General features: G+C 65.8%; 23 protein-coding genes. 8 read left to right on the forward strand and 15 right to left on the reverse strand.

Features of this window, described 5'->3' with window-relative positions:
* Positions 1-162 (forward strand): hypothetical protein, encoded by a 162-nt coding sequence (locus QFZ57_RS13925; RefSeq protein ID WP_306900648.1) that lies wholly within the window; start codon positions 1-3, stop codon positions 160-162.
* Positions 163-213: 51 nt separating this feature from the next.
* Here the strand turns inward: QFZ57_RS13925 and QFZ57_RS13930 are convergent, their stop codons facing one another.
* From QFZ57_RS13930 to QFZ57_RS13950, 5 genes are all read right to left on the reverse strand, one after another.
* Positions 214-1,161 carry an alpha/beta fold hydrolase gene (locus QFZ57_RS13930; RefSeq protein ID WP_306900649.1) on the reverse strand — a complete coding sequence of 316 codons (948 nt, stop codon included), beginning with the start codon at positions 1,159-1,161 and terminating at the stop codon, positions 214-216.
* A gap of 24 nt (positions 1,162-1,185) precedes the next feature.
* Positions 1,186-2,055, reverse strand: a complete 870-nt coding sequence (locus QFZ57_RS13935; RefSeq protein ID WP_306900650.1) for an HNH endonuclease — start codon at positions 2,053-2,055, stop codon at positions 1,186-1,188.
* A 53-nt stretch (positions 2,056-2,108) separates the two neighbouring features.
* Positions 2,109-2,303, reverse strand: coding sequence for a hypothetical protein (locus tag QFZ57_RS13940; protein ID WP_306630960.1), 195 nt, complete (start codon positions 2,301-2,303; stop codon positions 2,109-2,111).
* Complete coding sequence (locus QFZ57_RS13945) at positions 2,300-2,830, reverse strand: hypothetical protein (RefSeq protein ID WP_306900651.1); 531 nt, start codon at positions 2,828-2,830, stop codon at positions 2,300-2,302. The genes QFZ57_RS13940 and QFZ57_RS13945 overlap by 4 nt, the downstream gene beginning before the upstream one ends.
* 61 nt (positions 2,831-2,891) lie before the next feature.
* Complete coding sequence (locus QFZ57_RS13950) at positions 2,892-3,743, reverse strand: universal stress protein (protein WP_306630962.1); 852 nt, start codon at positions 3,741-3,743, stop codon at positions 2,892-2,894.
* A gap of 103 nt (positions 3,744-3,846) precedes the next feature.
* Between QFZ57_RS13950 and QFZ57_RS13955 the strand changes: the two genes are divergently transcribed.
* Positions 3,847-5,304 carry a DUF5129 domain-containing protein gene (locus QFZ57_RS13955; protein WP_306630963.1) on the forward strand — a complete coding sequence of 486 codons (1,458 nt, stop codon included), beginning with the start codon at positions 3,847-3,849 and terminating at the stop codon, positions 5,302-5,304.
* Positions 5,305-5,349: 45 nt separating this feature from the next.
* Here the strand turns inward: QFZ57_RS13955 and QFZ57_RS13960 are convergent, their stop codons facing one another.
* Together QFZ57_RS13960 and QFZ57_RS13965 are read right to left on the reverse strand one after the other, a co-directional pair.
* Positions 5,350-5,622 (reverse strand): YegP family protein, encoded by a 273-nt coding sequence (locus QFZ57_RS13960; protein ID WP_306900652.1) that lies wholly within the window; start codon positions 5,620-5,622, stop codon positions 5,350-5,352.
* A 140-nt stretch (positions 5,623-5,762) separates the two neighbouring features.
* Positions 5,763-6,527: a DUF4386 family protein gene (locus tag QFZ57_RS13965; RefSeq protein ID WP_306900653.1), complete on the reverse strand. Its 765-nt coding sequence runs from the start codon at positions 6,525-6,527 to the stop codon at positions 5,763-5,765.
* Between the two features lie 84 nt (positions 6,528-6,611).
* Here QFZ57_RS13965 and QFZ57_RS13970 point away from each other — a divergent pair, with 84 nt between their 5' ends.
* On the forward strand, positions 6,612-6,998 hold the full coding sequence (locus QFZ57_RS13970) for a hypothetical protein (protein ID WP_306900654.1): 387 nt from the start codon (positions 6,612-6,614) through the stop codon (positions 6,996-6,998).
* 16 nt (positions 6,999-7,014) lie between these two features.
* Here the strand turns inward: QFZ57_RS13970 and QFZ57_RS13975 are convergent, their stop codons facing one another.
* From QFZ57_RS13975 to QFZ57_RS13985, 3 genes are all read right to left on the reverse strand, one after another.
* Complete coding sequence (locus tag QFZ57_RS13975; RefSeq protein ID WP_306900655.1) at positions 7,015-7,485, reverse strand: GyrI-like domain-containing protein; 471 nt, start codon at positions 7,483-7,485, stop codon at positions 7,015-7,017.
* Between the two features lie 66 nt (positions 7,486-7,551).
* Positions 7,552-7,920 (reverse strand): DUF5655 domain-containing protein, encoded by a 369-nt coding sequence (locus tag QFZ57_RS13980; protein WP_306630968.1) that lies wholly within the window; start codon positions 7,918-7,920, stop codon positions 7,552-7,554.
* Positions 7,921-7,929: 9 nt separating this feature from the next.
* Positions 7,930-8,382, reverse strand: coding sequence for a flavodoxin family protein (locus tag QFZ57_RS13985; protein WP_306630969.1), 453 nt, complete (start codon positions 8,380-8,382; stop codon positions 7,930-7,932).
* Between the two features lie 203 nt (positions 8,383-8,585).
* Between QFZ57_RS13985 and QFZ57_RS13990 the strand changes: the two genes are divergently transcribed.
* The 4 genes from QFZ57_RS13990 to ppsA all read left to right on the forward strand — a co-directional run bounded on the left by QFZ57_RS13990 (position 8,586) and on the right by ppsA (position 16,111).
* Positions 8,586-10,523 (forward strand): heavy metal translocating P-type ATPase, encoded by a 1,938-nt coding sequence (locus QFZ57_RS13990; protein WP_306900657.1) that lies wholly within the window; start codon positions 8,586-8,588, stop codon positions 10,521-10,523.
* A 103-nt stretch (positions 10,524-10,626) separates the two neighbouring features.
* Positions 10,627-11,088 (forward strand): universal stress protein, encoded by a 462-nt coding sequence (locus QFZ57_RS13995; RefSeq protein ID WP_306630971.1) that lies wholly within the window; start codon positions 10,627-10,629, stop codon positions 11,086-11,088.
* Positions 11,085-13,646: a cation-translocating P-type ATPase gene (locus tag QFZ57_RS14000; protein ID WP_306900659.1), complete on the forward strand. Its 2,562-nt coding sequence runs from the start codon at positions 11,085-11,087 to the stop codon at positions 13,644-13,646. Before QFZ57_RS13995 ends, QFZ57_RS14000 begins: the two co-directional genes overlap by 4 nt.
* A gap of 47 nt (positions 13,647-13,693) precedes the next feature.
* Complete coding sequence (gene ppsA, locus QFZ57_RS14005) at positions 13,694-16,111, forward strand: phosphoenolpyruvate synthase (protein ID WP_306900660.1); 2,418 nt, start codon at positions 13,694-13,696, stop codon at positions 16,109-16,111.
* 66 nt (positions 16,112-16,177) lie between these two features.
* Here ppsA and QFZ57_RS14010 read toward each other — a convergent pair whose 3' ends face one another.
* From QFZ57_RS14010 to QFZ57_RS14025, 4 genes are all read right to left on the reverse strand, one after another.
* Positions 16,178-16,600 carry an Hsp20/alpha crystallin family protein gene (locus QFZ57_RS14010; RefSeq protein ID WP_306630974.1) on the reverse strand — a complete coding sequence of 141 codons (423 nt, stop codon included), beginning with the start codon at positions 16,598-16,600 and terminating at the stop codon, positions 16,178-16,180.
* 13 nt (positions 16,601-16,613) lie between these two features.
* Positions 16,614-19,133, reverse strand: coding sequence for an HAD-IC family P-type ATPase (locus tag QFZ57_RS14015; RefSeq protein ID WP_373461311.1), 2,520 nt, complete (start codon positions 19,131-19,133; stop codon positions 16,614-16,616).
* A 21-nt stretch (positions 19,134-19,154) separates the two neighbouring features.
* A complete protein-coding gene (locus tag QFZ57_RS14020; protein ID WP_306900662.1) occupies positions 19,155-20,021 on the reverse strand; it encodes a universal stress protein in 867 nt (288 codons plus the stop codon).
* A gap of 73 nt (positions 20,022-20,094) precedes the next feature.
* Positions 20,095-20,553 (reverse strand): pyridoxamine 5'-phosphate oxidase family protein, encoded by a 459-nt coding sequence (locus QFZ57_RS14025; RefSeq protein WP_306630977.1) that lies wholly within the window; start codon positions 20,551-20,553, stop codon positions 20,095-20,097.
* A gap of 172 nt (positions 20,554-20,725) precedes the next feature.
* On the opposite strand from QFZ57_RS14025, the gene QFZ57_RS14030 reads away from it, so the two are divergent.
* Entirely contained in the window at positions 20,726-22,378 is a 1,653-nt protein-coding gene (locus QFZ57_RS14030; RefSeq protein ID WP_306632522.1) for a GAF domain-containing sensor histidine kinase, read from the forward strand.
* Positions 22,379-22,427: 49 nt separating this feature from the next.
* Here QFZ57_RS14030 and QFZ57_RS14035 read toward each other — a convergent pair whose 3' ends face one another.
* The gene (locus tag QFZ57_RS14035) at positions 22,428-23,102 is read right to left on the reverse strand and encodes a response regulator (protein WP_306630978.1); all 675 of its coding nucleotides are present in this window, start codon (positions 23,100-23,102) and stop codon (positions 22,428-22,430) included.
* Between the last annotated feature and the right edge of the window lie 40 nt (positions 23,103-23,142).

A 23,142-nucleotide genomic window follows, 5' to 3' on the forward strand; every position in this document is an offset into this window, starting at 1 on the left:
GTGGCACAGGACTCGACCCGGCTTATCAGCCGCGTCCGCTCCCGCTACTGGTGGTTCTCGCCCACAATCGCCTTCCCAGCGCTTCTGGAGTTTGGCGACATCTGGATGATGCGCAAGATGCTGCTCAATACTCGCGAGCGTGTCGAAACAGTGCCGGTCTGAGCGATTTCCGCCAGGATCAAAGCGTCAGGGAAACTGCTCGAAGGAACCCCGCTACGTCTCCTCCGCTTTCGAGTAAAGCGCCAGGAGGTCGCGGCTGAACTCGTGCGGGGACGTTTCGCACGGACTGTGCCCGCCCCTGTAGACCCCGATCCGGGCACGGATGGCCTGGGCGAACAGCCGGTGCAGCTGGAGCGGCCAGAGGTCATGCTCGCCGACGGCCACGAAGATGGGAATTGGGGCTTCCGCCAGCTTCTGCCGAAGGTCCGGAATGTTCTGCATGAGGGTGTAGATATCCCGGACGGAGGCGCGGCGGGTGAAGCGGAAACGGTAATTCACGAACCGCTGCCGTCCCGGCGGCACATGCGCCACCCTGCCGCTGCGGATCCCCCAGATCAGCAGGGCCGCACCCGTCCGGCCATTCACCCACGTGCTGAACCGGCCAATTCGGCTGACGCCCCTGAAACCCTGGCCGGGCTCCGGCGGGCAACCCAACAGGGTGAGGGACTTGAAGAGCTCCGGCCGCTCCACATAGGCAAGCTGGGCGATGATCCCCGCGAAGGAATACCCCACAACGTGGACGGGAGTGGCTGTGGTTTCCATGACCGCCAGGAAGTCATCCATGAAAAGCCGGTAGTCGTAGTGCTTCCCGGGCGGCACAAGGTTCTCGGGGCCCGCATCTGCCGACTGGTACTGGCCCGCCAGGTCGTAGGTCAGCGCGTAGTAGCCGGCATCGGCAAGGTCGGGCATCATGAGCGAGAAATCCTCTTTCGAGCCCGTGGCGCCGGGTACCAACACGACGCAGGGATGGTTCGGATCACCCAGCGCCATGGCGGCAAGCCTGCCGCTGGGAACGTTGATGCTGAAACGCACCGCGCCCGGCGGCGGAACCGACCAGTCGACGTCCCCCAACCCGGCATCCAGCAGGGCGGCCGCGTCCACCCGGGCAGAACCGAACTCCTCAGGGTCAACCCCTTGCTCTTTCCGGCCCGGCTCCGCCATGGTCCCAAGATAGCCCAGGAATCCTTACGTCTGGCCGCCTCCGAGGATCCGCCGCGCATCCTCCTGCGCCCGGAGGGCCAGATCACTGACCACCTCACCCTTGATGTGCCCGGCGGCGGCGAGGATGCTCCGGAGTTCGGAAAGCGTCCGCGGCGGGTAGGCGCCGTGCGCCATGGCGTGGCAGTTGTGGCAGAGCGGAATGAGGTCGGCTATGGGGTCAAGCTGGTATCCGCTGTCAAGCATCACCGGCGGCACAACGTGGTGCACGGCTGTCGCTCCTGTGCCGGCCCCGCCGTAGGTGGACTCGAACGAGAAGCCGCAGGCGGCGCACGACGTGCCATGGAAGGCCAGGCAGGCCCGCCGCGCGTCAGGGTCCCGCTCAAAGCGGTTCACCTGGATATTGCTGACGGCGCCCGGTGGGGAGGTTCCGGCGACCACCTCGGTGGGATCCGGCGTCGTGGGTCCGTAGTCCCGCCACAAGCGTTGCAGAACAGGCTCGGACGACGGCGGCAGGGTCACCAGTGAGGGGCCGTTCGCCTTATCCCAAAGGTCACCGGGGAGGGCGTCGCGAAGGGTGCCGGGACGTATCTGTTCACCCAGCGGGAGCAGTGAGTCGAAAGCCACCGCGATGTACCAGTCAGTGCCGCCGGGCTCCCTGGTGGCGACACCCTGGTACGGCTCAGACATCACGCATCCGTGCCCGATCAGGCCGCTGCCTGCGTCATTGTTGCCGTGCAGCAGGAGCCAGGCTTCAGTCCCCGGGAGGATGTCCGGGCAGGAACCGGCATGCCAGCGGGCCAGGAACCTGCCGGATTCCGCCACCTGCTCGACCACGGCCCGGTAATCCCAGCGGTGCAGTCGCTTGGTGTCGCAGTTGAGAATTACGGCCGCCACTGCCCACCGAACCCAGCCATGCGTCGTCCATCACCAAGCCCGTGAAGCGGGACTTAGATCGGTTCCTTGGCCAGTGCCTTGGTCTTGGGGGGCGTTTCGCGTCCCAACCGTTCATCGAGCGTGACGCGCAGCCTGGCCGCAGCAACCTGGACACGATGCTCGGCAGGGGTGGCCTTTTTCCTGGCCGGCTTGGCAGTGCTGGTACGGGGAGTGTGGACAAAACGGTGTTCAGGCGACGTTGCGCTCATGGTCCAACCTCCTTGGTACTGTCTTCATCCGTCGTTCCATTCTCGCCTAAGTCGTCGCCGTCGTCCACGAAGGTCATCTCCTGTCCGGAGCCGGCTTCGGGTTCAGCGTCGTCCCCGTTCTCATCGCCGGAAACACTCTTCCAGGCAATGTCGAACAACTCGAGCTCCTCGTTGCGGGCCAGTTCGCTCCTGGCCAGGACTTCCAGCGTCGCCAGGCCCAGCGCCTTTGTCCCTTCATCCGAGTCCAAAGCCCGGTCCAGCGCCCACTGCGTCCGGCGCCACCATTCCGCCCGGCTGTCAGCCGCGGTCTTTTGCTGCAGGGCATTGGCGTCCGCCTCGCGCTTTTGGTCCAGCGCGGTCCTGTCGGCCGCGGTGCGTTGCTTGAGGGTCCGCCAGTTAATGTAGAAGGCCAGCAGGGCTGCGATGAGAACAGCCAGGGGACCCAGCCCGGCGAGGATGACCCACCAGTCCGCGGGCCCGGAATGGACGACGACGTCCAGTGGGCCGGGGGAGGGAACAGGGGTCACGGAAACAGCTTAGGCCGAAGTGCCGCCGCGGCCCGGGCGACACTCCTGCCACCGCCCTGCATCAGTTGGCGTGCCGGGAAATGAGGACCGGTCCCCGGGCGTGGTGCAGTACTGCGTGGGCGGTTGAACCGATGGTCTCCCTGAGAATGCCTTGACCTTGGGAACCCACCACCACTATCCGGGCTTCCCTGGCGGCTGTCAGGATGGCGTGGGGGACGGAACTGTCCGTGAGTATCCTGCCGTCAACGGAAACCTCGGGGGCTTTGGTTCGAGCATGTTTCAGGGCGGACCCAAGAACTTCCCGGGCATCAGCAGCGGCGGCCTGCCCGTCCCGCCGCGAAAAGCCGGCGGGCACGTGGCGGACATGGACCACCGTCAGGGGTGCGTTCCAGGCGGAAGCCACGGCGCAGGCGTCTTCCAGCGCCGCGGGAGAACCTGATGCGTCGACGGCGGCGACGACGGGTCCGGCAGGATGGCTGTCATCCCGGATCACCGCTACCGGGCAGGCAGCAGTGGCCGCCAGTTCCAGGCTCACGGATCCCACGAGGAGGCCCAGGAAGCCGCCCAGCCCGCGGCTGCCGACAACCAGCAACCTTTCACCGGCAGAGAATTCGGCCAGAAGCTGTGCGGGCAGTCCGTGAAGCAGGGTGCTGCGGATTTCAAGCCCTGGTACTTCCGCCGCCGCGTGCGAGACGCCTTCCTCCAGGACGGACTGGGCGGACTGTTCCAGGCCGCTGCCTGACACGCCTGGGACAGGACCGAGGTGCCTTGTCAGCAGCGGCCACATTGAACAATGCACCACATGGAGCGGGCAATTGGTGGCCCGGGCGTGGCGGGACGCCCAACGGACGGCTGCCGCTGCCTCGTCCGAGCCGTCATAGCCGGCCACAATGGCCCCCGCATCATCCGTCACGTAACTGCGCTCCTCATCAGACTGGTCTTCGCCAGTGGGACCTTAGGCCCTTTGGCGGGCCTGCCCCTTGGTTCCATGCTGATTCTAGGAAACGGGGAGGGACATGGGCAGCATGATGCGACGGATAGCTGTGAACCTATTTGTCCTGGTGGCGTTCCTGCTGGGCGCCGCAGGCCCTGGCACCGCTGCGCCGCCCGCGGCCGTGGTTGTGGAGGACACAGCAGGGGTGCTGGACCTCAACACCCTGGTACCCGCCGTCGAACGCATCCAGTTCTACGAGCCCACCCGGGTTGCCGTCTTCACGTACAACGGAAAGGCCGAGGACAACCTCAATGAAGAGGTCCTGAAGTTTGCACGCGTAAGGCACCCGGAGTGGATCAGTGCGGACGGGCAGAAATGGGCCGACGGCCTGTTCATTTTCGCGCTCGACCCGGCGGGCCGCCATGTGGGCACGTACATGGGCGAGGACCGGAAAGTGTCCCTTGAGCAGCGCAGCGACATTCAGGACGCTTCGAAGGAACTGTTCCGCGACGCACAGTGGACCGACGGCACGGTGGCCGGCATTCGCCGTGCCGCCGAACTCATCAACCAGCCCTGGTACAGGTCCGCCGCGTTCCTGATCACAGCGTGGGTCACCGGTGGACTTGCTGCCCTGGGCGCTGCGGCATGGTTGATTGTGCGGGCCGTGACCAGGGCTGCCTGCCGTAAGCAGGTTGAACGCGGTGACCGGAGCTACTCCAACGTCAGCATGGACCTGGACGTAACGGAACTGAACGCCGGCACCATCCCCGAATCATCACGCTACGGGAGCCAGGTCCTGGAGAAGCACCGCACGTTCCTGAGCCGCTATGCAGCCGCCACGGAGCTGTCCAACCAGGTGCACGCGCTGGGCAAACGGTCGTTAAGCAGCCGGAAGAACCTCAAACTTGCCCGGCAGTTTGCCGACAGTGCCGCCGAGCTGGATGCGCTGGATGATGTCATCGCCGACAGCAACGCCTTACTGAACCGTGCGGACACCTGGCCGACTGCCTGGGACCGGCAGCTCGCCCCGTTCCGCAAGGATCTGGCCGGAATCGAGCAACTGCTGGCCAAACGCCATGGGCAGGGGGACTCCGCCACCGCCACGGCACTTCGTTCCTTCCGCGACGAAAGCCTGCGGGATATCGAACGGTGGACAGCAGAACTGGCTGACGGGCGCATCACACCCGAAGAGGCGCTGGACCGGCTTTATGGGGCGCGCTCCCGGCTCTCGGAGCTGCTGGAGAACCATGCAGAAACAGTCATCCAGGGGTTCGCCAGGAATGAGCGCGAGGCGCGCCTGATGCGCGAGCAGATGGACACCGCCCACGGGGGCCTTGACCACCGCAGGCAGCGGGTCTATGAACCAAGCATCCTGGGCACGGTGTACCCGTCGTACCAGTTCTTCTCCGTAGCCACGTTCAACTCCGGCATCAATACCGGGGTCAGCAGCGTCAATTCGGCCAGGGGCGGCGGCAGCACCACCGGCTATGGCAGCAGCGGCGGAAGCTTCTCCGGCTCCGGCAGTTCCTCGGGGTTCTAACTCAAAGCCGTTGTCAGGGCACCGGGCCGTTGTCAGGGCACCGGCTTAGGCGGCGCCCACGGAGCTAAGCCTGCGCATCCCACGCTGGACGGCGTAACGCGGATGCTGCGTGGTGGCATGGACCATGCCCGGAGCTGGCGGCGTAACGTCCCGGATCAGGCCGGTTCCGGCGCATTCCCGGACCTCTTCAATTGCCGCGGCAGCCGCCTGCTTGTCGGTGAACTGTCCGGAAACTGCCAGTACGTGTCCGTCCGGCATCACAAGCCGGAACCGGATCTGCGAATCGTCATCGACAAACAGTTCGAACGTTCCTGCCATAAGCCTTGCTCTCCTCTTTCGTCCTGCCTCCGTGGATGAGGCTGCATGCCCGCCGGCCTTCGGCTCCAGCAAACCCGGATGCACAACCCCAGCGTCGTGCTTCCGGCCTGGACCACCATCTCAAGAGACCAGCCCGTCTTTTAGGGACCAAAGTCCTTGAAGCCGGGCCCCGCATGCTGGTCATGCAGGCGGGACAGGCGGATCAGTGCGATTCCGGCCGCGATGAACCACACCCACAGCAGGATGCCGTAGCCCCAATAAAACTCAGGGAACGCGTGGCGAAGGACCTCGCTGACCGTCCCCAAGGCTCCTGTGCCAACACCAAGCCATCCCAGGTACCGCGGGAAAAGTGTTGTACTTCCCCTGATCATCGCCAGTCCCATCAGGAGGATTCCGAGTGCAGAGAGGGCGCCGGCGATTGCAGGCGTGTTGTTCTCGGCAATGATCGCCTCGGCGGCGGTGGCGTAGGCCTTGCGTTCCTCATCTGACCCGGCAGCCATGAAGCGGTCACTGAGGTAGATGAGGTTAAGGGAGCCCCGGCTGCTGACCGGTACGGCAAGCAGGAGTGCCCATGGGAGGGCACCGAAGATCAGCGCTATCAGGGGAAGGCTCTTCTGGAAGGCGGTGAGAGCCACGAAAAGGGCCGCAAATACAAGGACCGGGAGGACGTTGGGGAGGATCCACAGGACCTGTTCTGCCACGTAGTTCGGCTTATTGCCGGCAATGAATTCCAGGGTGGCAGTTCCGCCGTGGACCGGTGGCGGAGCCAGGAAGTCCAGCACCAGGGCAGCTATGAGCAGGAGCACAAACAGGATCGACGACGCCCCGGCGGCGAGATAGAGGAGCCTCCAGCCGTGCTGGTCCCGGGTGTTCACCGCAAACCCCACGGCCCTGGTTCTCCGCATCCTGTGACCAACGGCCCTGTTCCGCTGCGCCAGTCGTTGGAAGACTGCCGTCCTGAGTCCTGATGATATTGCCCGGAGGAAGACATGACCGCAAAGCGCCCGCCATCCGGGCAACCAGAACTACCGGCGGCAGACCCCGGAGCTCCGGGAGCGGATGAGTGGCTCCGGATAGAGCTGGAGGATGCTGCTTCCAGCAAATGGTGGGCGCGCATTTTCTACACCTTTGGGTCGCAGTATGGACGGACGCAGTTGAGGTTCGTGGGCAGGACCGAGGACGGCCGCCGGCTCTACACCAGCGATACATTCCCTGGTCCGCCGCTGAACCCGACACCGCCGGAAGAGGCCTGGGCCCCAGGCCTGGAGGCCAGCCTCAACCAACTGCGCCGGGAAATTTCCCGCGACGGATGGACTGAGACCGGCCGGGGCGTGCAACCCTGGGAACTTACGTTCAGCCGCCGCACGGTCTCTTAGCCCGGAACCTCACGGCTCAGGCGACCGGCCAGACCACCCGGGTCTGCCACGTTGCCGGGTCCGGCTGCTTTTGCGGGTCAGTCAGGTAGTACTCCCACATGACCTCACCCGGGGCCGCCCCTTGGGCCTCCATGTGTTCCCTGATGGCGTTGTAGGTGGTGCCGAGGGTGCCATACGGGCCGGTGTGGATGGCTTCGAAAGCATCAGTATCAGGAAGCGCTCCGCTGGCCACTTCGCCGGTTCCGTGGAAGTTGCCGGCTACGGGGAATCCTGCTTCGACATCCACCGTGTCGCCCGGCATCCCGTGGTAAAGCGCGAACGGTGGGCCGGCGGGGCTGGCGCCCTGCCTCTGGACGGCGGCCATAACGGTACCGAAGGCGCGGTCAAAAAAGCTTGTCAGCGAGTCCATGGGGACGCGTTCGCGGACCACGGCGACGGGTTGTTCAGCGAGGTGGATCTTCCGGGCCTGCTGGCTGTTTTCATTCATGGCACCAGCCTCGCCACGCCGCCATCGGCTGGACAGGGCCATAGGACACTAAACGGGCATCGATGGTCAGCTTGCGGCCTCATACGCTTCCCGCATCCAGCCGCAGACCTCGGCATCGAGTTGGGAGCCGTCCGTGAGCTCCAGGTGGTGCATCCAGGTTCCGGCCGCCGGATGGACGATTTGCTTGAACCGCGGCGACTCCAGTTTCCGCGGAAGCGCGAGGGACAGGACCAGCGGAACAGCTGATTTCAGGTAGACCCCGGGCCGCCAGAGGTAGGCGTAGCCGCGGCGCCGGCGGAAAGAGATCTGGCTCTTGCTGACCCGCACCTCATGCGGACCCAGCTCCGCCGCCATGCGCTCTGCCGCCCGGTAAAGCCTTAAAGCGGACGGTGCATCGTCGAAGAACCGCTCCACAGTCCACGGCTGCGAGGACAACGTTCCTGCCTACGCCGTCCCGTTGGCCATCGAGGCCAGAAGTTCGGTGGCCCACGCTGCAGCCCTCTCTGTCTCACCATCGACCAGCGGGCCTTCGCTGCCTTTGACGTAGAAGGCCATGGGCCCGCCAACGATGCTCGCACCTGCCTCCGTGAGGGCCGTCGTTATCTTCCTGGCAGCGTCACCATGGATGAACAGCTTCACCCTCGTGTCGAATGCGGCCGCGTTCACCCCGGTCAGTCCGCGGCGCCCGAGATCTGCCAGCGTTTCTGCAATGCTGGGCGTTGGCTTCCAGCCGTTGATGGGGCTGCCGACGACGAGCAGGTCGCCGGGGTGCAGGGCGCCGGCATCGAAACGACCAACCGGGACGGCAGCCGCACCCCGCCCCAGCTTCGATGCTATGGATTCGGCTATGGACTTGGTGTTCCCATGCGCGGTGTCGTAGAGGACGACGGCTTTCATGTGGAACTCCCGGTCTGCGTCGGCGGCTGTTTGCCCCTCAACCATGCCCCTGCACACGGCGCCGGGGCAGGGCCAAAGGTCATGCTGGTCCGGCTTTCCCGGCACTGGGACGGGGCCCAAATGCCCTAGCCCGGCTGCCGGCATCCGGGTAGGTTCGGCTACATGTGCGATGACCGCCAGAGTGCCAGGCTGAAGCGTCCTGAATGAGGAAGCAGGCCGCCCCGCCTTCGGTAACCGGCGCTAGCCCCGGCAGCCTTGACACGGAGGGACCCGCCAAGTCGCCCGTGCAAAAGGCGTGGGGCTTCCTCAGGCGGTATCCCGTCGTCGTGCTGACCTGTGTGGTGCTGCTGGGCACTTTGGTGCTGCTGCAATTCGGCCTGGACCTGCAGGTCCGGGTCCTCGCCTCCGCTTACGCCGCCGTCATCGTGGTGGTGCGCGCAGCCGGCATGGTGCGGTCCCTGCGGGCGGGCCGGTGGGGGATCGACCTCCTGGCGTTGATGGCGATCGCCAGTACCGTGGCGGTGGGCGAGTATCTCGCAGCACTGGTGGTAATCCTGATGCTCACTGGCGGGGAGGCCCTGGAAGACTTCGCCCAGGGACGCGCTGCACATGAACTGCGGTCCCTGCTGGACCGGGCTCCCCGCTTTGCCCACAGGGAAGGCGCGGCCGCTGTACTCGAGGAGATTCCGATCGGCGGCGTGGTGTTGGGCGACGTGCTGGTGGTCCGGCCTTCTGAACTGGTGCCGGTCGACGGCGAACTCCTGTCCGACTCAGCGGTTCTGGACGAATCATCGCTCACGGGGGAAAGCCTGCCGGTGGAGCGGAGCAGGGGGCAACTGCTGCTCAGCGGCTCGGTGAACGGCGAGGCCGCAATCCGGGTCCGGGCAACGGCCACGGCAGCCGATTCCCAGTACAGCCGCATCATCGCCCTGGTTGAAGAGGCATCCAACAGCAGGGCTCCGGTGGTCCGGCTCGCCGACCGCTACGCTGTTCCCTTTACCCTCCTGGCCTTGGTGATGGCAGGGATGGGGTGGTTCCTCTCAGGTGAGCCGCTCCGCTTCGCCCAGGTCCTGGTGGTAGCCACTCCGTGCCCGCTGCTGATCGCCGCGCCGGTGGCATTCCTGGCCGGTACCAGCCAGGCCGCCCACAAGGGCATCATCATCAAGAACACCAGGACCCTCGAGCAGCTTGCGAAGGCAAAGACAGCGGTCTTTGATAAGACCGGAACCCTGACGTCCGGCCGGCCCCTCCTGGATGGTATCCAGGTGGCCGCAGGGGCGGGCGAAGCCCTGGGTGCCCAAAGGATCCTGCAGCTGGCTGCGTCCGCGGAGCAGTATTCCTCGCATGTGCTGGCTGCTTCCGTGATCGAAGCCGCCAGGGCTGCCAACCTTGGACTCCTTCCGGTGCAGCAGGCCACGGAGAGCGCCACCCACGGGGTGGAAGCTGTCTGCGACGGACAGCGCGTTGTTGTGGGTAAAGCCGGCCTGGTCCGCAGCTCATCAACCGGATTCCGGGAGGCTGTTTTGCGCAGTGGCCAACTCGCGGTCTATGTGGCGGTGAACGGCAATTATGCCGGTGCCCTGGTCATGAAGGACCCGTTGCGCCATGACGCGGTGGACACACTCGCCCGGTTGCACCGCCTCGGGGTCCGGAACACCATGCTGTTGACAGGCGACGCCCAGGCTACGGCCGCCCACATTGCCGATGAAGCGGGGATCGGCCGCGTCCACGCTGAGTGCCTTCCGGGGGACAAGGTCACCACGGTGGCCGCCATCCTGGAACGGCCGGTCCTGATGGTAGGCGACGGCGTCAACGACGCCCCCGTCCTTGCGGCCGCTGACGTGGGGATCGCGATGGGGGCCAGGGGGGCCACGGCGGCAAGCGAATCCGCGGACGTAGTGGTCATGCTTGATGACCTGTCCAAAGTGGCCCTGGCCGTTGCCATTGGCAGGCGGACCGTGGCTGTGGCCCTGGTGAGTATCTGGAGCGGCATAGGACTCAGCATCGTCCTGATGGCCATAGCCATGACGGGATACATTCCTGCCGTTACCGGCGCCCTCCTGCAGGAGCTGGTGGACCTTGCGACCATCCTGAACGGCCTGCGGGCACTCCACGGCGCCGACCGGATACGCGGGGACTGACCGGGCACGCGGGGCTGGTCCGGGCAGGCCGCGCAGTTGAGCGGCGTGCCGGCATGACTTTTGGCCCTTCCCACGCGTGCACCCAACCGGAAACGTAGTGTCCATGAATGCAGAAACAGGGGCCAAGCCCGTCATCGTGGGTGTCGACGGTTCTGAATACTCCTCCGCGGCCCTCCGCTACGCGGGAAAGCTGGCATCCCGCCTGGGCACCCGGCTGGAAGTCATCTCATGCGTTGGGATGCCGGACTACCTGGTGATGTCGCGGCTTGAAGGAGCCGACCGACAGTTCACCGCCAGGCTCGAGGACGCGGCCGAACGCCTTGTGGAGGACGCCCTTGGCCGGGCCTTCTCCGGGGAACGGCCGGAGAACATTGATGTGAGCATCAAGTTCGGGCCGCCGGCGAAGGTGCTGGTGGACGAGAGCCGCCGTGCGCAGATGCTGGTGGTGGGAAGGCATGGAGAGGGCGGTCTGCTGAAGTCGTCCATGGGCTCCGTCACCAAGGCCTGTGCGGCCCACTCCAACTGTCCGGTGCTCCTGGTGGGGCAGGAGGCGGACGCCGTGTGAGGAACGCGGAGGGCCTGAGCTCTGAACGGGCGGCGCAGCTCCTGAAGCAGTCAGGTCCCAACCAGCTTCCCACAGAAAAACCCGTACCCCAGTGGCGGAAGCTCTGGGGGGAGATGACGCATTTTTTCGCCCTCATGCTGTGGTGCGCCGCCGGCCTGGCCTTTATCGCGGACCTGCCGCAACTGGCGGTGGCGATCATCGTCGTCGTCATTGTCAACGGGGTGTTCGCCCACATCCAGCAGGAACGCGCCCAGCATGCCGCCGCCCGGCTGCGTGGGCTGCTGCCCGCCGACGTGATGGTGCGGCGGGACGGGAAGGTGGGCACGGTCCACGCAAGTGAGTTGGTGGTTGACGACCTGGTGCTGCTTGCTTCCGGCGACCGCGTGCCTGCAGACATGGTCCTGCTTTCGGCGTCGGCCTGCGCGGTGGACGAGTCGATGCTGACGGGCGAAAGCGACCCCGTGCCCAAAGCTGCGGGAGACGCGGCATGGGGCGGGACCTTCCTGGTCAACGGCTACGGGGAAGCGGCTGTTACCGCCACAGGCGCCAGGACCAGGCTGGCGGGGATCGCTGACCTTACCAGCGGAGCGGTTCCTCCCCCCACGCCGCTGTCCCTGGAACTGCGGCGGATTGTCCGCGTTACGGCGGGCATGGCGCTGGGCATCGCAGCGGTCTTCTTCCTGGCATCCCTGCTGGTGGGGTTTCAATGGCGGGATTCATTCCTGTTTTCGATCGGCGTTGCCGTAGCCCTTGTTCCGGAAGGCCTCCTGCCCACCGTCACATTGTCCCTGGCCATGGGTGCCCAGCGTATGGCGTCCCGCAACGGACTGGTCCGCAACCTCGAAGCAGTGGAAACCCTGGGCTCAACCACCTTTATCTGCACCGACAAAACCGGGACCCTCACGCAGAACCGGATGAACGCCGTCGAGGTCTTCACCACGGAAGGTTCCCTCCAGGTGACGGGCCAGGGGTACGCCCCGGACGCGCACATCGAGGGCCGGGGAGTGGAAAGGGCTGCCCGGGCGGCGCTCGCAGCCCGTACCGCTTCACGGGGCCGGGCTGAGCTGCACGACGGACAGTGGCGGGCCCAGGGCGACCCGATGGAAGCGGCCATGGACGTGCTCGCCCGCAGGTTGACGGGCACCGGGCCCGGGCCCGCCCCGTCGCGCCGGCTGCCCTTCGACCCGGTGCGGCGCAGGGAGTCCGCCATGGTGGGGCCGGACCTGTTCTGCAAAGGTGCCCCCGAAACCGTGCTCCCGGTCTGTGAATCCGTGTCCGGACTGGTCAAGGAGCAGGTAGAGGCCATGGCAACACGCGGCCTGCGCGTCATTGCGGTGGCACGGCGGCGCCTCGAGGGGGAACCTGAAGCCTGGCACACCAGCCCTGCAGCGGAACTCGAGACGGGCATGGAATTCCTGGGCCTGATCGGACTGCAGGACCCACCGCGGCCCGACGTGGGTGAGGTGATCGGCAAGGCCAGGATGGCGGGTGTGAAGGTGGCCATGATCACAGGCGACCACCCCGCCACGGCCGCGGCCATTGCCCGGCAGATCGGGCTGATCGGATCCCCGGAATGCGTGCTGGAAGGCACCGACCTCCCGGAGGACGAACAGATGCTCGGGGCGCTCCTGGACCGCGACGGCGTGGTGGTCAGCCGGGTGTCACCGGAGCAGAAGCTCCGGGTGGCCAAGGCGCTGCAGTCCCGCGGGCATGTGGTGGCGATGACCGGAGACGGCGTCAATGACGGGCCGGCCCTTCGCGAGGCAGACATCGGTGTGGCAATGGGCCTCAGCGGAACCGACGTGGCGCGGGAAGCGGCGGACCTGGTTCTCCTGGACGACCATTTCGGCACCATCGTGGCGGCCATCGAACAAGGCAGGGCAACCTACGCGAACATCCACCGGTTCCTCACCTACCACCTCACCGACAACGTGGCGGAACTGACCCCCTTTGTCATCTGGGCGCTGTCCGGCGGCCGCTTCCCGCTGGCCCTGGGTGTCCTTCAAATCCTTGCCCTGGACATCGGCACCGATCTGCTGCCGGCGCTGGCCCTCGGCGCGGAACCGCCGGGCCGGCACGTGCTGGTCCGGCCGCCCGAACGCCGGCACCTCATGGACAGGCGGCTGATCATCCGGGTCTTCTGCATTCTGGGCCCCGTGGAGGCCGTCATGGAAATGGCGGTCTTCTCCGCGGTGCTGGCGGATGGCGGCTGGACCCGGGGACAGGTTCCGCAGGCAGGGCTGCTGATGGCCGCCTCCGGTGCCGCCTTTGCCGCCGTCGTCCTGGGACAGCTTGCCAACGCCTTTGCCTGCAGGAGTGCCACCCTGCCGCCCTGGAAGCTGGGCTGGGGCACGAACAGGCTTCTGTTGTGGGCGGTGCTGGCTGAACTGGGCGTCCTGGCTGTCTGCCTGTACGTGCCCTATCTGGCAACGCTGCTGGGCCAGGCGCCGCCGCCGCCGATGGGGTACCTGCTTGCACTCCTCGCGGCCCCTGCAGTCCTGATTGCTGACTGGATCCACAAAGCAGTCCGGGGCCGGCTGCGGCGGAGCTACAGCTAGGACCAAAGACTCTGACAGCCCCGCCGGACCGAGGCAAGAATCGAGCCATGAGTGCCGCCGTGGAAACCTCCCTTGCCAACGCCAACGTCACGTGGATTGAAGACACCGGGCTCGCGGACATCCCCTCGGTAGGCGGCAAGAACGCTTCGCTGGGGGAGTTGAGCCGTGCCCTTCAAGCCTCGGGGGTCAAGGTACCTGAAGGGTTTGCCACCACGGCCGCCGCCTACCGCGCGTTCCTTGCTTCGAACAACCTGGAGCCCCGGATCAGGAAGTTCATGGAGGAGCAGCGCTCCGGACGTTCAACGCTCCGGCAGGCGGGGGCAGCGGTCCGCGAACTTTTCCTTGAGGCCACCTTCCCGGAAGACATCACGGCGGACATCAAGGAGTACTACCGCGACCTGTGCAGCCGCGCCGGTCAAGCCCAGCTGGCAGTTGCGGTCCGGAGCAGCGCCACGGCCGAGGACCTCCCGGATGCCAGCTTCGCCGGCCAGCAGGAAACCTTCCTTAACGTTGCGGGCGAGCGCGCGGTCCTGGAGGCGTGCCGTCGCTGCTACGCCTCCCTGTTCACGGACCGGGCCATCAGCTACCGCGAAATGAAGGGGTACGACCACCTGGACGTTGCCCTGTCAGTGGGGGTGCAACGGATGGTCCGTTCGGACGTTGGCGCGTCAGGAGTCATGTTTTCGATCGACACCGAGTCCGGCTTTCCGGACGTGGTGGTTATCAGCGCTGCCTGGGGGCTGGGGGAGACGGTGGTCCAGGGGACCGTCAACCCGGACAAGTACCAGGTGTTCAAGCCGCTCCTTGCAGATCAACGCTTCGTCCCCGTGATTGAGCGGGAGGTTGGCGCCAAGGAACGAAAAATGGTCTACAGCCATGGCGGGGATGCAAGGACCCGGACCGTGGAGACCACAGAGCGGGAGCAGCGCTCGCTGGTGCTGGGTGACCGGGAGGTTGTCCTGCTGGCCCGCTGGGCCGTGGCCGTGGAGGAACATTACGGGCGGCCGATGGACATGGAGTGGGCCAAGGACGGGGTAACCGGCGAACTGTTCATGGTGCAGGCACGGCCGGAGACGGTACAGGCGCGCCGGAGCACGTCAACGTTCCGCACCTATCATCTTGCGCAGCCCGGACGGGTCCTGGTCACCGGCGCCGCCATCGGTGACTCCATTGCCCAGGGCCGGGCGTGCGTGGTCCGCGATGCCAAAGACATCGAATCCTTCGTTGACGGCTCCGTGCTGGTCACCCGGATGACGGACCCGGACTGGGTGCCCATCATGAAACGGGCCGCGGGCATCATCACCGACCACGGCGGCCCAACCAGCCACGCGGCGATTGTCAGCCGCGAACTGGGCGTGCCCGCCGTCGTGGGGACGCACAACGCCACCGGGATCCTGTCCGACGGCGAACAGGTCACCTTGTCCTGCGCGGACGGCGAAGAAGGCCGCATCTATGCGGGACTGCTGGAATTTTCCGTGGAGGAGGTGGACATGAAGGCCCTCCCTGCCACGCGCACGGACGTGATGATCAACATCGCCAGCCCGGCGGCCGCGTTCAAGTGGTGGCGGCTCCCGGCTGCCGGCGTGGGGCTGGCGCGGATGGAGTTCATCATCAACAACCTGGTCCGGATCCACCCCATGGCCCTGGTCCATCCGGAAAGGGTAACGGACCAGGAGGAGGCGGCACTGATCCGGCAGCTCACCAGTGGCTACCAGGACACACAGGAGTACTTCATCGACGTGCTGGCTACGGGGATCGCCAAGATTGCCGCCCCCTTCCATCCCAAGCCGGTGATCGTCCGGCTCAGCGACTTCAAGAGCAACGAGTACAGCCACCTAATCGGCGGCAGCGCCTTCGAGCGCCCCGAGGAGAATCCGATGCTCGGGTTCCGCGGTGCCTCCCGCTACTACAGCAGCCACTACCGGGAAGGGTTCGCCCTGGAGTGCAAGGCCCTCAAGCGCGTGCGGGAACAGGCGGGATTCGGGAACGTCATTGTCATGGTTCCCTTCTGCCGCACGGTGCGGGAGGCGGACCAGGTCATCCAGGCCATGGAAGAGCACGGGCTGGTCCGCGGCGCCGACGGGCTGCAGCTGTACATGATGTGCGAAATCCCGTCCAATGTGGTCCTTGCAGAGGAGTTCGCGAAGCGCTTTGATGGGTTCTCGATCGGCTCCAACGACCTCACGCAGCTGGTCCTGGGGGTGGACCGCGACTCGGAGGAGCTTGCCGGTTTGTTCGATGAGCGGGATCCGGCTGTGATGTCCATGATTGCCCAGGCAATCAGCAAGGCCCACGCCGCCGGCATCAAGATTGGCATCTGCGGGCAGGGGCCAAGTAACCATCCGGACCTTGCGGAGTTCCTGGTCAGCCAGGGGATCGATTCAGTGTCCCTGAACCCGGACACTTACGTGCGGACGCTCCCGGTTATCGCGGCAGCGGAGGCCGCGCTGGCCAGGCGGAAATAAGAGTGCCTGGCACCTCAGGGGAGAGTCCCCAGGGAGCCAGGCACCGGCGTCGTACCCTGACTGGTCTCACCCCCTGGTGATAGGGATCTTGGACGCCGTGGCCTCCTGTCCCTGCTCCGGCATGGGCGCGCGCACTTCAAGGACGCCGTCCTTGTAGGACGCCGTGACGTCATCCTGCTGCACATCGCTGGGGAGGGGGACCCGACGGACAAAGGAACCATAGCGGAACTCGGAACGGTAGCTGTTCTTGTCCTTGTGCTCCTTCTTTTCCTGCCGTTCGCCCTTGATTGTCAGGACGCCGTCCGCGACCGTCACGTCCACGTCCTTCTCCGGATCGATGCCGGGCAGTTCGGCCCGCACCACGAGCGTGTTGCCATCCACCATCTCCTCGACCCGGATGGCCGCGGTACCCATATCGCCTTCGAAAAGCCTTTCGATGACATCCATGGGGGAGCGGCGGGTATCGAACCATTTCATCAGGTCAGTCATTCTTTCCTCCTGCTCATGTGGAAGCCGGACCATGGCGTTGCCCGGCAGTTCCACCATCCGCTTCCCGTGAAGCCGGTTCCAGAGTCAAAGGTCCCAGCCCCGTTGTGTCGGCGCCGGCAGGGGGCCGGCGGGTGCAGCGGCCAATCACTTCGATGGCCATGCATCCTGCCGCGGCAACTGCAACCGAGAGGATCAGCAGGCCGTCCGCCGGCACCTCCACCCGGAAGAATTCCTGCGTCAATGGGACGGTGAACACCAGGACCAGTCCACCGTACATGCCGGCAAGGATCGAGGCCTTGGTCCAGTTGAGGGGGCGTGATGCCATCACGAGGATCCACGCCGCCACCAGGCCCAGGGTCAGGGTGGCGGCGGACTGCGCGGACTCAACGCTGTGTCCGCCCCCTGACTGCGCATATGCGCTGACCGCCAGGACGCACAGGGCGGCGCAGATGCCTGCCGGCACAGCGAACGCGAGGGAACGGCGGAGGAATCCGGGAGCATAACGCTGCCCGCCGGGCTGCAGGGCCAGGAAGAAGGCCGGCAGGCCAATCGTTAGTCCGTCCAAAGCGGACAGCTGCCGGGGCAGGAACGGAAAGGCCAGCAACAGGATGCCGGTGACCACGGAGATGACGGTGGCGTATACGGTCTTGCTGAGGAAGACCAGTGACACGCGCTCGATGTTGCTGATTGCCCTGCGCCCCTCGTCCACAACAGCCGGCAGCCGTTCGAACCGGCCGTCCAGGAGCACCAGGCGGGCTACGGCCTTGGTGGCCTGCGAGGCCGAGTCCATGGCAATGCCCAGGTCCGCCTCCTTGAGCGCCAGGACATCGTTCACTCCGTCCCCGGTCATTGCCACGGTATGCCCCCGCCGTTTCAGGGCCTGGATCAGGTCCCGCTTTTGGGATGGCGTCACACTGCCAAAGAGACTTTGGGATTCCACCGTTTCCTCCAGCAGGATCGGATCATCGGGCAGCGCCCGTGCATCAAAGGCCACGCCGGTTCCAAAGCCCACCCGGCGGGCCAGCGCTCCCACCGTCCGGGGATCGTCGCCGGAGATGATCTTGACGGTAACCCCTTGCCGGCGGAAGTAGTCGAGCGTTGACGCGGCGTCCCTGCGGATGCTCTCGCGGAAGGTCAGCAGCAGGACAGGCACCAGCCCCGGCGGCAGAGCCGCCTCTGATGCATCCGGCGGCAGCGGCGCCGGAAGGTGTGCCAGCGCCAGTGTGCGGAGACCGGTGGAGGCGAGGGCGGCGGCTTTGCCGTGCGCAGGGGCAGAGCCAGGGGCGCCGAGCACGGCATCGGGGGCTCCCAGGATCCAGGTGCCGGAAGCGGCGGATTCCGGCGCGAACGTCACCGAACTCCACTTCCGGGCGGAGGAAAAGGGGACGGAATCCTGTTCCGGTAGCGGAACCTGCACAGGAAAGGCTGCCCCTATCGCAGCGGCGGTGCTGCTGGCGTCCGCGTTGCTCCCAAACGATTCCAGCGCCTGCCGCCAGCCGGCCACGCGGGTGGTCCCGGCGTCGTGGACGGCATCGAACACCAGGGCGCCGGAGGACAACGTGCCGGTCTTATCCAGGCAGAGGACGTCCACGCGTGCCAGTACTTCCACGGCGGCAAGTTCCTGGATCAGGACCTTTTGGCCGGCGAGCCGGAGTCCGCCCACGGCAAATGCCACGCTGGTCATCAGCAGCAGCCCCAGGGGAATCATGGCCATGATGCCCGCAACAGCCCCCACGGTGGCCGGTATCCACCGTTCAGATCCCAGGGCTCCGGCCCACCCGCCCTGGTCCTGCATCTGGGCATTCGTGAGCAGCAGGGCAATGGGCAGGAGAAGCCAGGTGATGACGGTGAAGACTTTCTCCAGGCTCCTGCGGATCTCAGACTTCACCAAGGAGAACCGGCGTGCCTCGGCTGCCAGCCGGTACGCGAACGTGTCGGCTCCCACCCGGGTCACGGTGGCCCGGCCGCTGCCTGCCATGATGAGTGATCCGGACAGCAGCACGGCGCCGCCCTTTTTGGCGACGGGCTCGGATTCACCTGTCAGCAGGGACTCGTCCACCTCAAGCGGGCTTTCGCCGAGAAGCACCAGGTCCGCCGTGACCTGGTCTCCGGCGGTGAGCACGACGATGTCGTCGGGAACCAGCTCTTCCGAGGAGATGACTTCCCTGGCACCGTTCCTGATGACCGTGTTCCTGGCGGTTTCCAGAATGGCCAACTGGTCAAGTGAACGCTTGGCCCGGTACTCCTGGATGATGCCGATCAGCGAATTGCTGATGGCGGACAGGCCGAAAAGCGCATCGCGCCACTGGCCCAGGACCAGCAGTAGGATGAAGCACCCTCCCACGACGCCGTTGAAGAGGGTGAACACGTTCGCCTGGACGATTGCGCCCACGCTCCGGCTGGTTGCCGTTGGCACGCTGTTGATGTGGCCGGCAACGGTGCGTTCGCGCACTTCGGCGGTAGACAGCCCGTCCCGGGCACGGCGGATGTCCAGGTCGGGGGCGGATGCCCCATCCTCCCCGGCCGCCGGCATGGCCTCGCCACGCAACACCGGTCAGACGCTGTGCTGCTGCTTGTGCATGCGGGTGATGACGGTGGGGCAGGGCGGCTGGGTCAGGACCGCGTGTGCCGTGGAACCCAGGACCAGCCTCTCGAAGCCACCCTTCCCGCGGCTGCCCAGGACCAGCAGCCGGGCGCCGGCGGCAGCACGGAGCAGGGCATCCGCCGGCTCCAGGACGGTTTCCATCACAGTGTGCACCCCGAGATCCGGATAGTCCTGCCGAAGGCCCGCCTCGGTTTCGGACAGCACGATCTGCTCCTCCTCCACCACGTGGGTGGCGAAGCTGCTCTGCGGGAGCCCGGCCGCGATCCAGCGGTTGGGGCCGGTGAATGCGTAGAGGACCGTCAGTTCATCCCCGAGCGCGTCAGCTTCGGCGGCCGCAAAAGCCACCGCCTGCGTCGATTCCCGTGATCCGTCCACGCCCACCACGATGCCGCGGCCTGGCTCCTGGCCGTCCCCGATGACCGCCACGGGGCACTCGGCGCCGGCAGCTGCCTGGAGTGCACGGTCAGTCAGGGCGCCACGCGTATGGCCGCTGGTGCCCAGGACAAGCATGGAGGCATTCCTGGAAAACTCGCCCAGCGCCGCCCCGATGCCACCTTCGAGCAGCTGGAGGCTAACCTGCAGGCCCGGTTCGGCCGCGGTGGCCTTTTCGCCGGCTTCCTTCAACAGGGCAAGGCCTGATTCACGAAGGACTTCAAGATAGGGAAGGACTTCGGCTGCCATCCAGCGGTCGTCCACAACGTTAACGACGGCGAGGGGACACTTGAGCCTGTTGGCCCGGGCTGCTGCCCAGAGCAGGGCAGCGTCGGACGCCGAAGTATCGGTGATGCCGACGGCGATTGGCTTGGCAGGTGCCATGGGGGACCATCCTTTGTGGCTGCTGGTGAAGGGTGTATGGCTTGGGCATCGAGCGGCGCTTTTCGACGTCGGCCTAATCTGCCGGGGGCTCCCGGGGCGGCCACCAATGGGTTGGCGCCGCAATCACGAACCTCCGGCCGCTGATCTCCTGCGGTGTAATCCGCAGCAGGACGTTCTTCCGGCCGGGCTGCCAGGGGGACAAGCCCGCATCCATGGCGTCCAGGGTCTCCTCTGCATCGGACACAACCACCGCGTGCCCCTTGAGGATGACGCTCCAGGCAATGGTGCCGTACTGGTTCATCCCGTCCGCCTCGACGGCTACTGCCTTGCGTTCAGCGAGGGAGGCAAGCTTTGTGCCTTCGCCGGTACGAATGAGCAGGGTGCCGTTGCTGGGGACGAAATTCACCGGGTAGTTTTCCACGGCGCCGCCATCAGCGAAGGCAATCCTGCAGATGGAGGTTGAACGGAGGTATTTCCAGCAATCATGGACGCCGAGTTCTTTGATTTCCGGTTCTGTTGCTGCTGTGTTCATGGCCGTAGCCTAGGGCCGGGAAATCGCCCCCGGTAGGGAAGAAGGTCCCGCCGGGCAGGGCCTGTTGACGAGGCCTTTTACAATGATCCAAGGACAGGTCTTCACCCGCAGGGCCGCAGATTCCTGCCGCAGGAGGGGGAACGTGAGCACTGAGGAGCCCTGGCGGCCGCCGATGAGGGACAGAGTGGAAGACCTGGTGCGGGACTTCACCGCCCGGGGCGACGAACTGCTGGATACCCAGGAGCGCATCAACGCTCTTTTGGCGGCAGTCGTGGCCCTCGCCGAGGATCTTAGCCTCGAGGCCGTGCTCGACCGCCTTGTCCGCTCGGCCTGTGCCCTGGTCGGCGCACGCTACGGAGCTTTGGGCGTCATCGGTGAAGACCGCACCCTGAGCCACTTCATCACGGTGGGGATCAATAAAGAAGGAATCCGTTCCATTGGCGACCTGCCTACGGGGCACGGTGTGCTGGGCCTGCTCATACGGGAGCCGAAGCCCTTGCGCCTCCACGACCTTGGCCAGGATCCCATTGCGTCCGGCTTCCCTCCGAACCATCCGCCTATGAGGACATTCCTGGGCGTGCCCGTCCGCGTCCGTGACGAAGTATTCGGAAACCTCTACCTGACGGAAAAGCAGGGTGGAGAAGATTTCACCACCGACGACGAGGAACTTGCCGTTGCCCTGGCGGCGGCGGCCGGTGTCGCGATCCAGAACGCCCGCCTCTTTGAGGACAGCAGCCGCAGGCAGAAATGGCTGGAGGCAGGCATGGAGCTGAGCAGCCGGTTGATCATGAGGCCGCATCCGGGCGATGCAGACAGCCTGGACATTGTTGCCGACGCCGCGTTGAAGGTATCGGATTCGGTGCTTGCAGTGGTAGCTGTGACCGCCGGTGATGGCGCACTTCGATGCCGTGCATGCGTTGGCGTGCAGGGTCTCCAGGCAGGCCAGGAGCTGATGGCCTCGAGCGCGGTGTCCGGCGTCATGGAGGGCGGCGGATCTTTCGTGGCCAACGACCCACGTCAGGTCTTTGACCATGAGGTGGCAGGAAAGCTCGGCTCCGTACTTGTCTGTTCGCTGGGGCACGCCGGCAGCGACAACGGGGTCCTCCTGCTGGCACGCGCCCAGGGGACGGCGGTCTTCAACCAGGCTGAGGCGAAGTCCAGCGCCATCTTTGGAAGCCGGATCGGCCTGGCACTGGACCTGGCACGCGTGAACGCGCTCCGCGAACAGAACCTCCTCATCACTGACAGGGAACGGATCGCCCGGGACCTGCATGACCTCGTGATCCAACGCCTGTTCGCAGCCGGCCTGAGCATCCAGAGCCTGCGCCGCTACACGATGGATCCGGTGGCGCATGAGCGTATCGCCGCGGTAACCATGGAACTTGATGACACCATCCGTAAGCTGCGGGACACGATCTATTCCCTCCGCACCGCTGACGAGGAAAGGGAACCGTTGACCGGCCGGATTCTGCGCGTGGTCCGGGAAAACTCGCGCAGCTACGCCGTAACCCCCAAGGTATCCCTGGACGGAGCGGTGGACTCAATCCGGGAAGACGTGGCGGTCCATCTGTTGTCAGTACTCTCGGAGGGGCTTAGCAACGCGCTGCGGCATTCCGGCGCGGAGGAAATTGAAGTCATGGTTGCCGTGGGCCGGGACCAGGTGCAGCTTCGCCTCAGCGACAATGGCCGGGGCTTCACCGAGCCTGCCAAGGTCAGCGGCCTGGCGAACATGCGCCACCGCGCCGAGTTGCTGAAGGGCAGCTGCATCATCGACAGTGCGCCGGGCGCCGGCACGTCCGTGACATGGTCCGCCAGGCTCGGCTGACTTGCCCGTCACAGACCCGCCCTGCCCGTCCGTCAGGTGAAGCCCTCCGTCAGGCAGTGTCCGTTGGGCTCTTCGTGACGTAAACGGCAGCCTGCGTCCGGCGCTCGAAGCCCAGTTTGGCCAGGATGGATGAAACGTAGTTTTTGACGGTCTTCTCGGCCAGGAACAGCTCATCGCCGATCTGCCGGTTGGTCAGCCCCTGACCGATCAGCGCCAGCACCTTCTTTTCCTGCGCGCTCAGGCCCTCCAGCCGGGGATCGGTGGGTGCGGTCGAAAGGCCCGTGATGATCTGCTGCTCGACTCCTGGTTCAAACAGGGATTCACCCGCGGCAGCTCTGCGGATCCCGGCAAGAAGGTCATCACTCCTGATCTGTTTCAGGATGTACCCGGAGGCGCCGGCCAGGACTGCGCCGCGAAGGGCCTGCTCGTCGTCGTAACTGGTGAGGATCAGGCAGCGCAGGCGGGGATCGAGGGACCGCACGTCCCGGCACACCTCGATTCCCGTGCCGTCGGGAAGACGCCCGTCGAGAATGGCTATGTCCGGGTGCAGGGCCGGAATGCGGCGCGTGGCCTCGGCCGCGGACCCGCTTTCGCCCACGACCAGAAACCCTTCGCCTTCCAGCAGGTCCTTCAGCCCCTGCCGGACAAGTTCGTGATCATCAAGGATGAACACGCGGACCTGCCCGGAAGATCCTGCCGCTTCATCAGACCCAGCTTCATGCATGTGCACTGAACGCCCCCAAATCTTCAACACCCGATCCCGC

Source organism: Arthrobacter sp. B1I2 (assembly GCF_030816485.1).
In the GTDB taxonomy this organism is placed as follows: domain Bacteria; phylum Actinomycetota; class Actinomycetes; order Actinomycetales; family Micrococcaceae; genus Arthrobacter.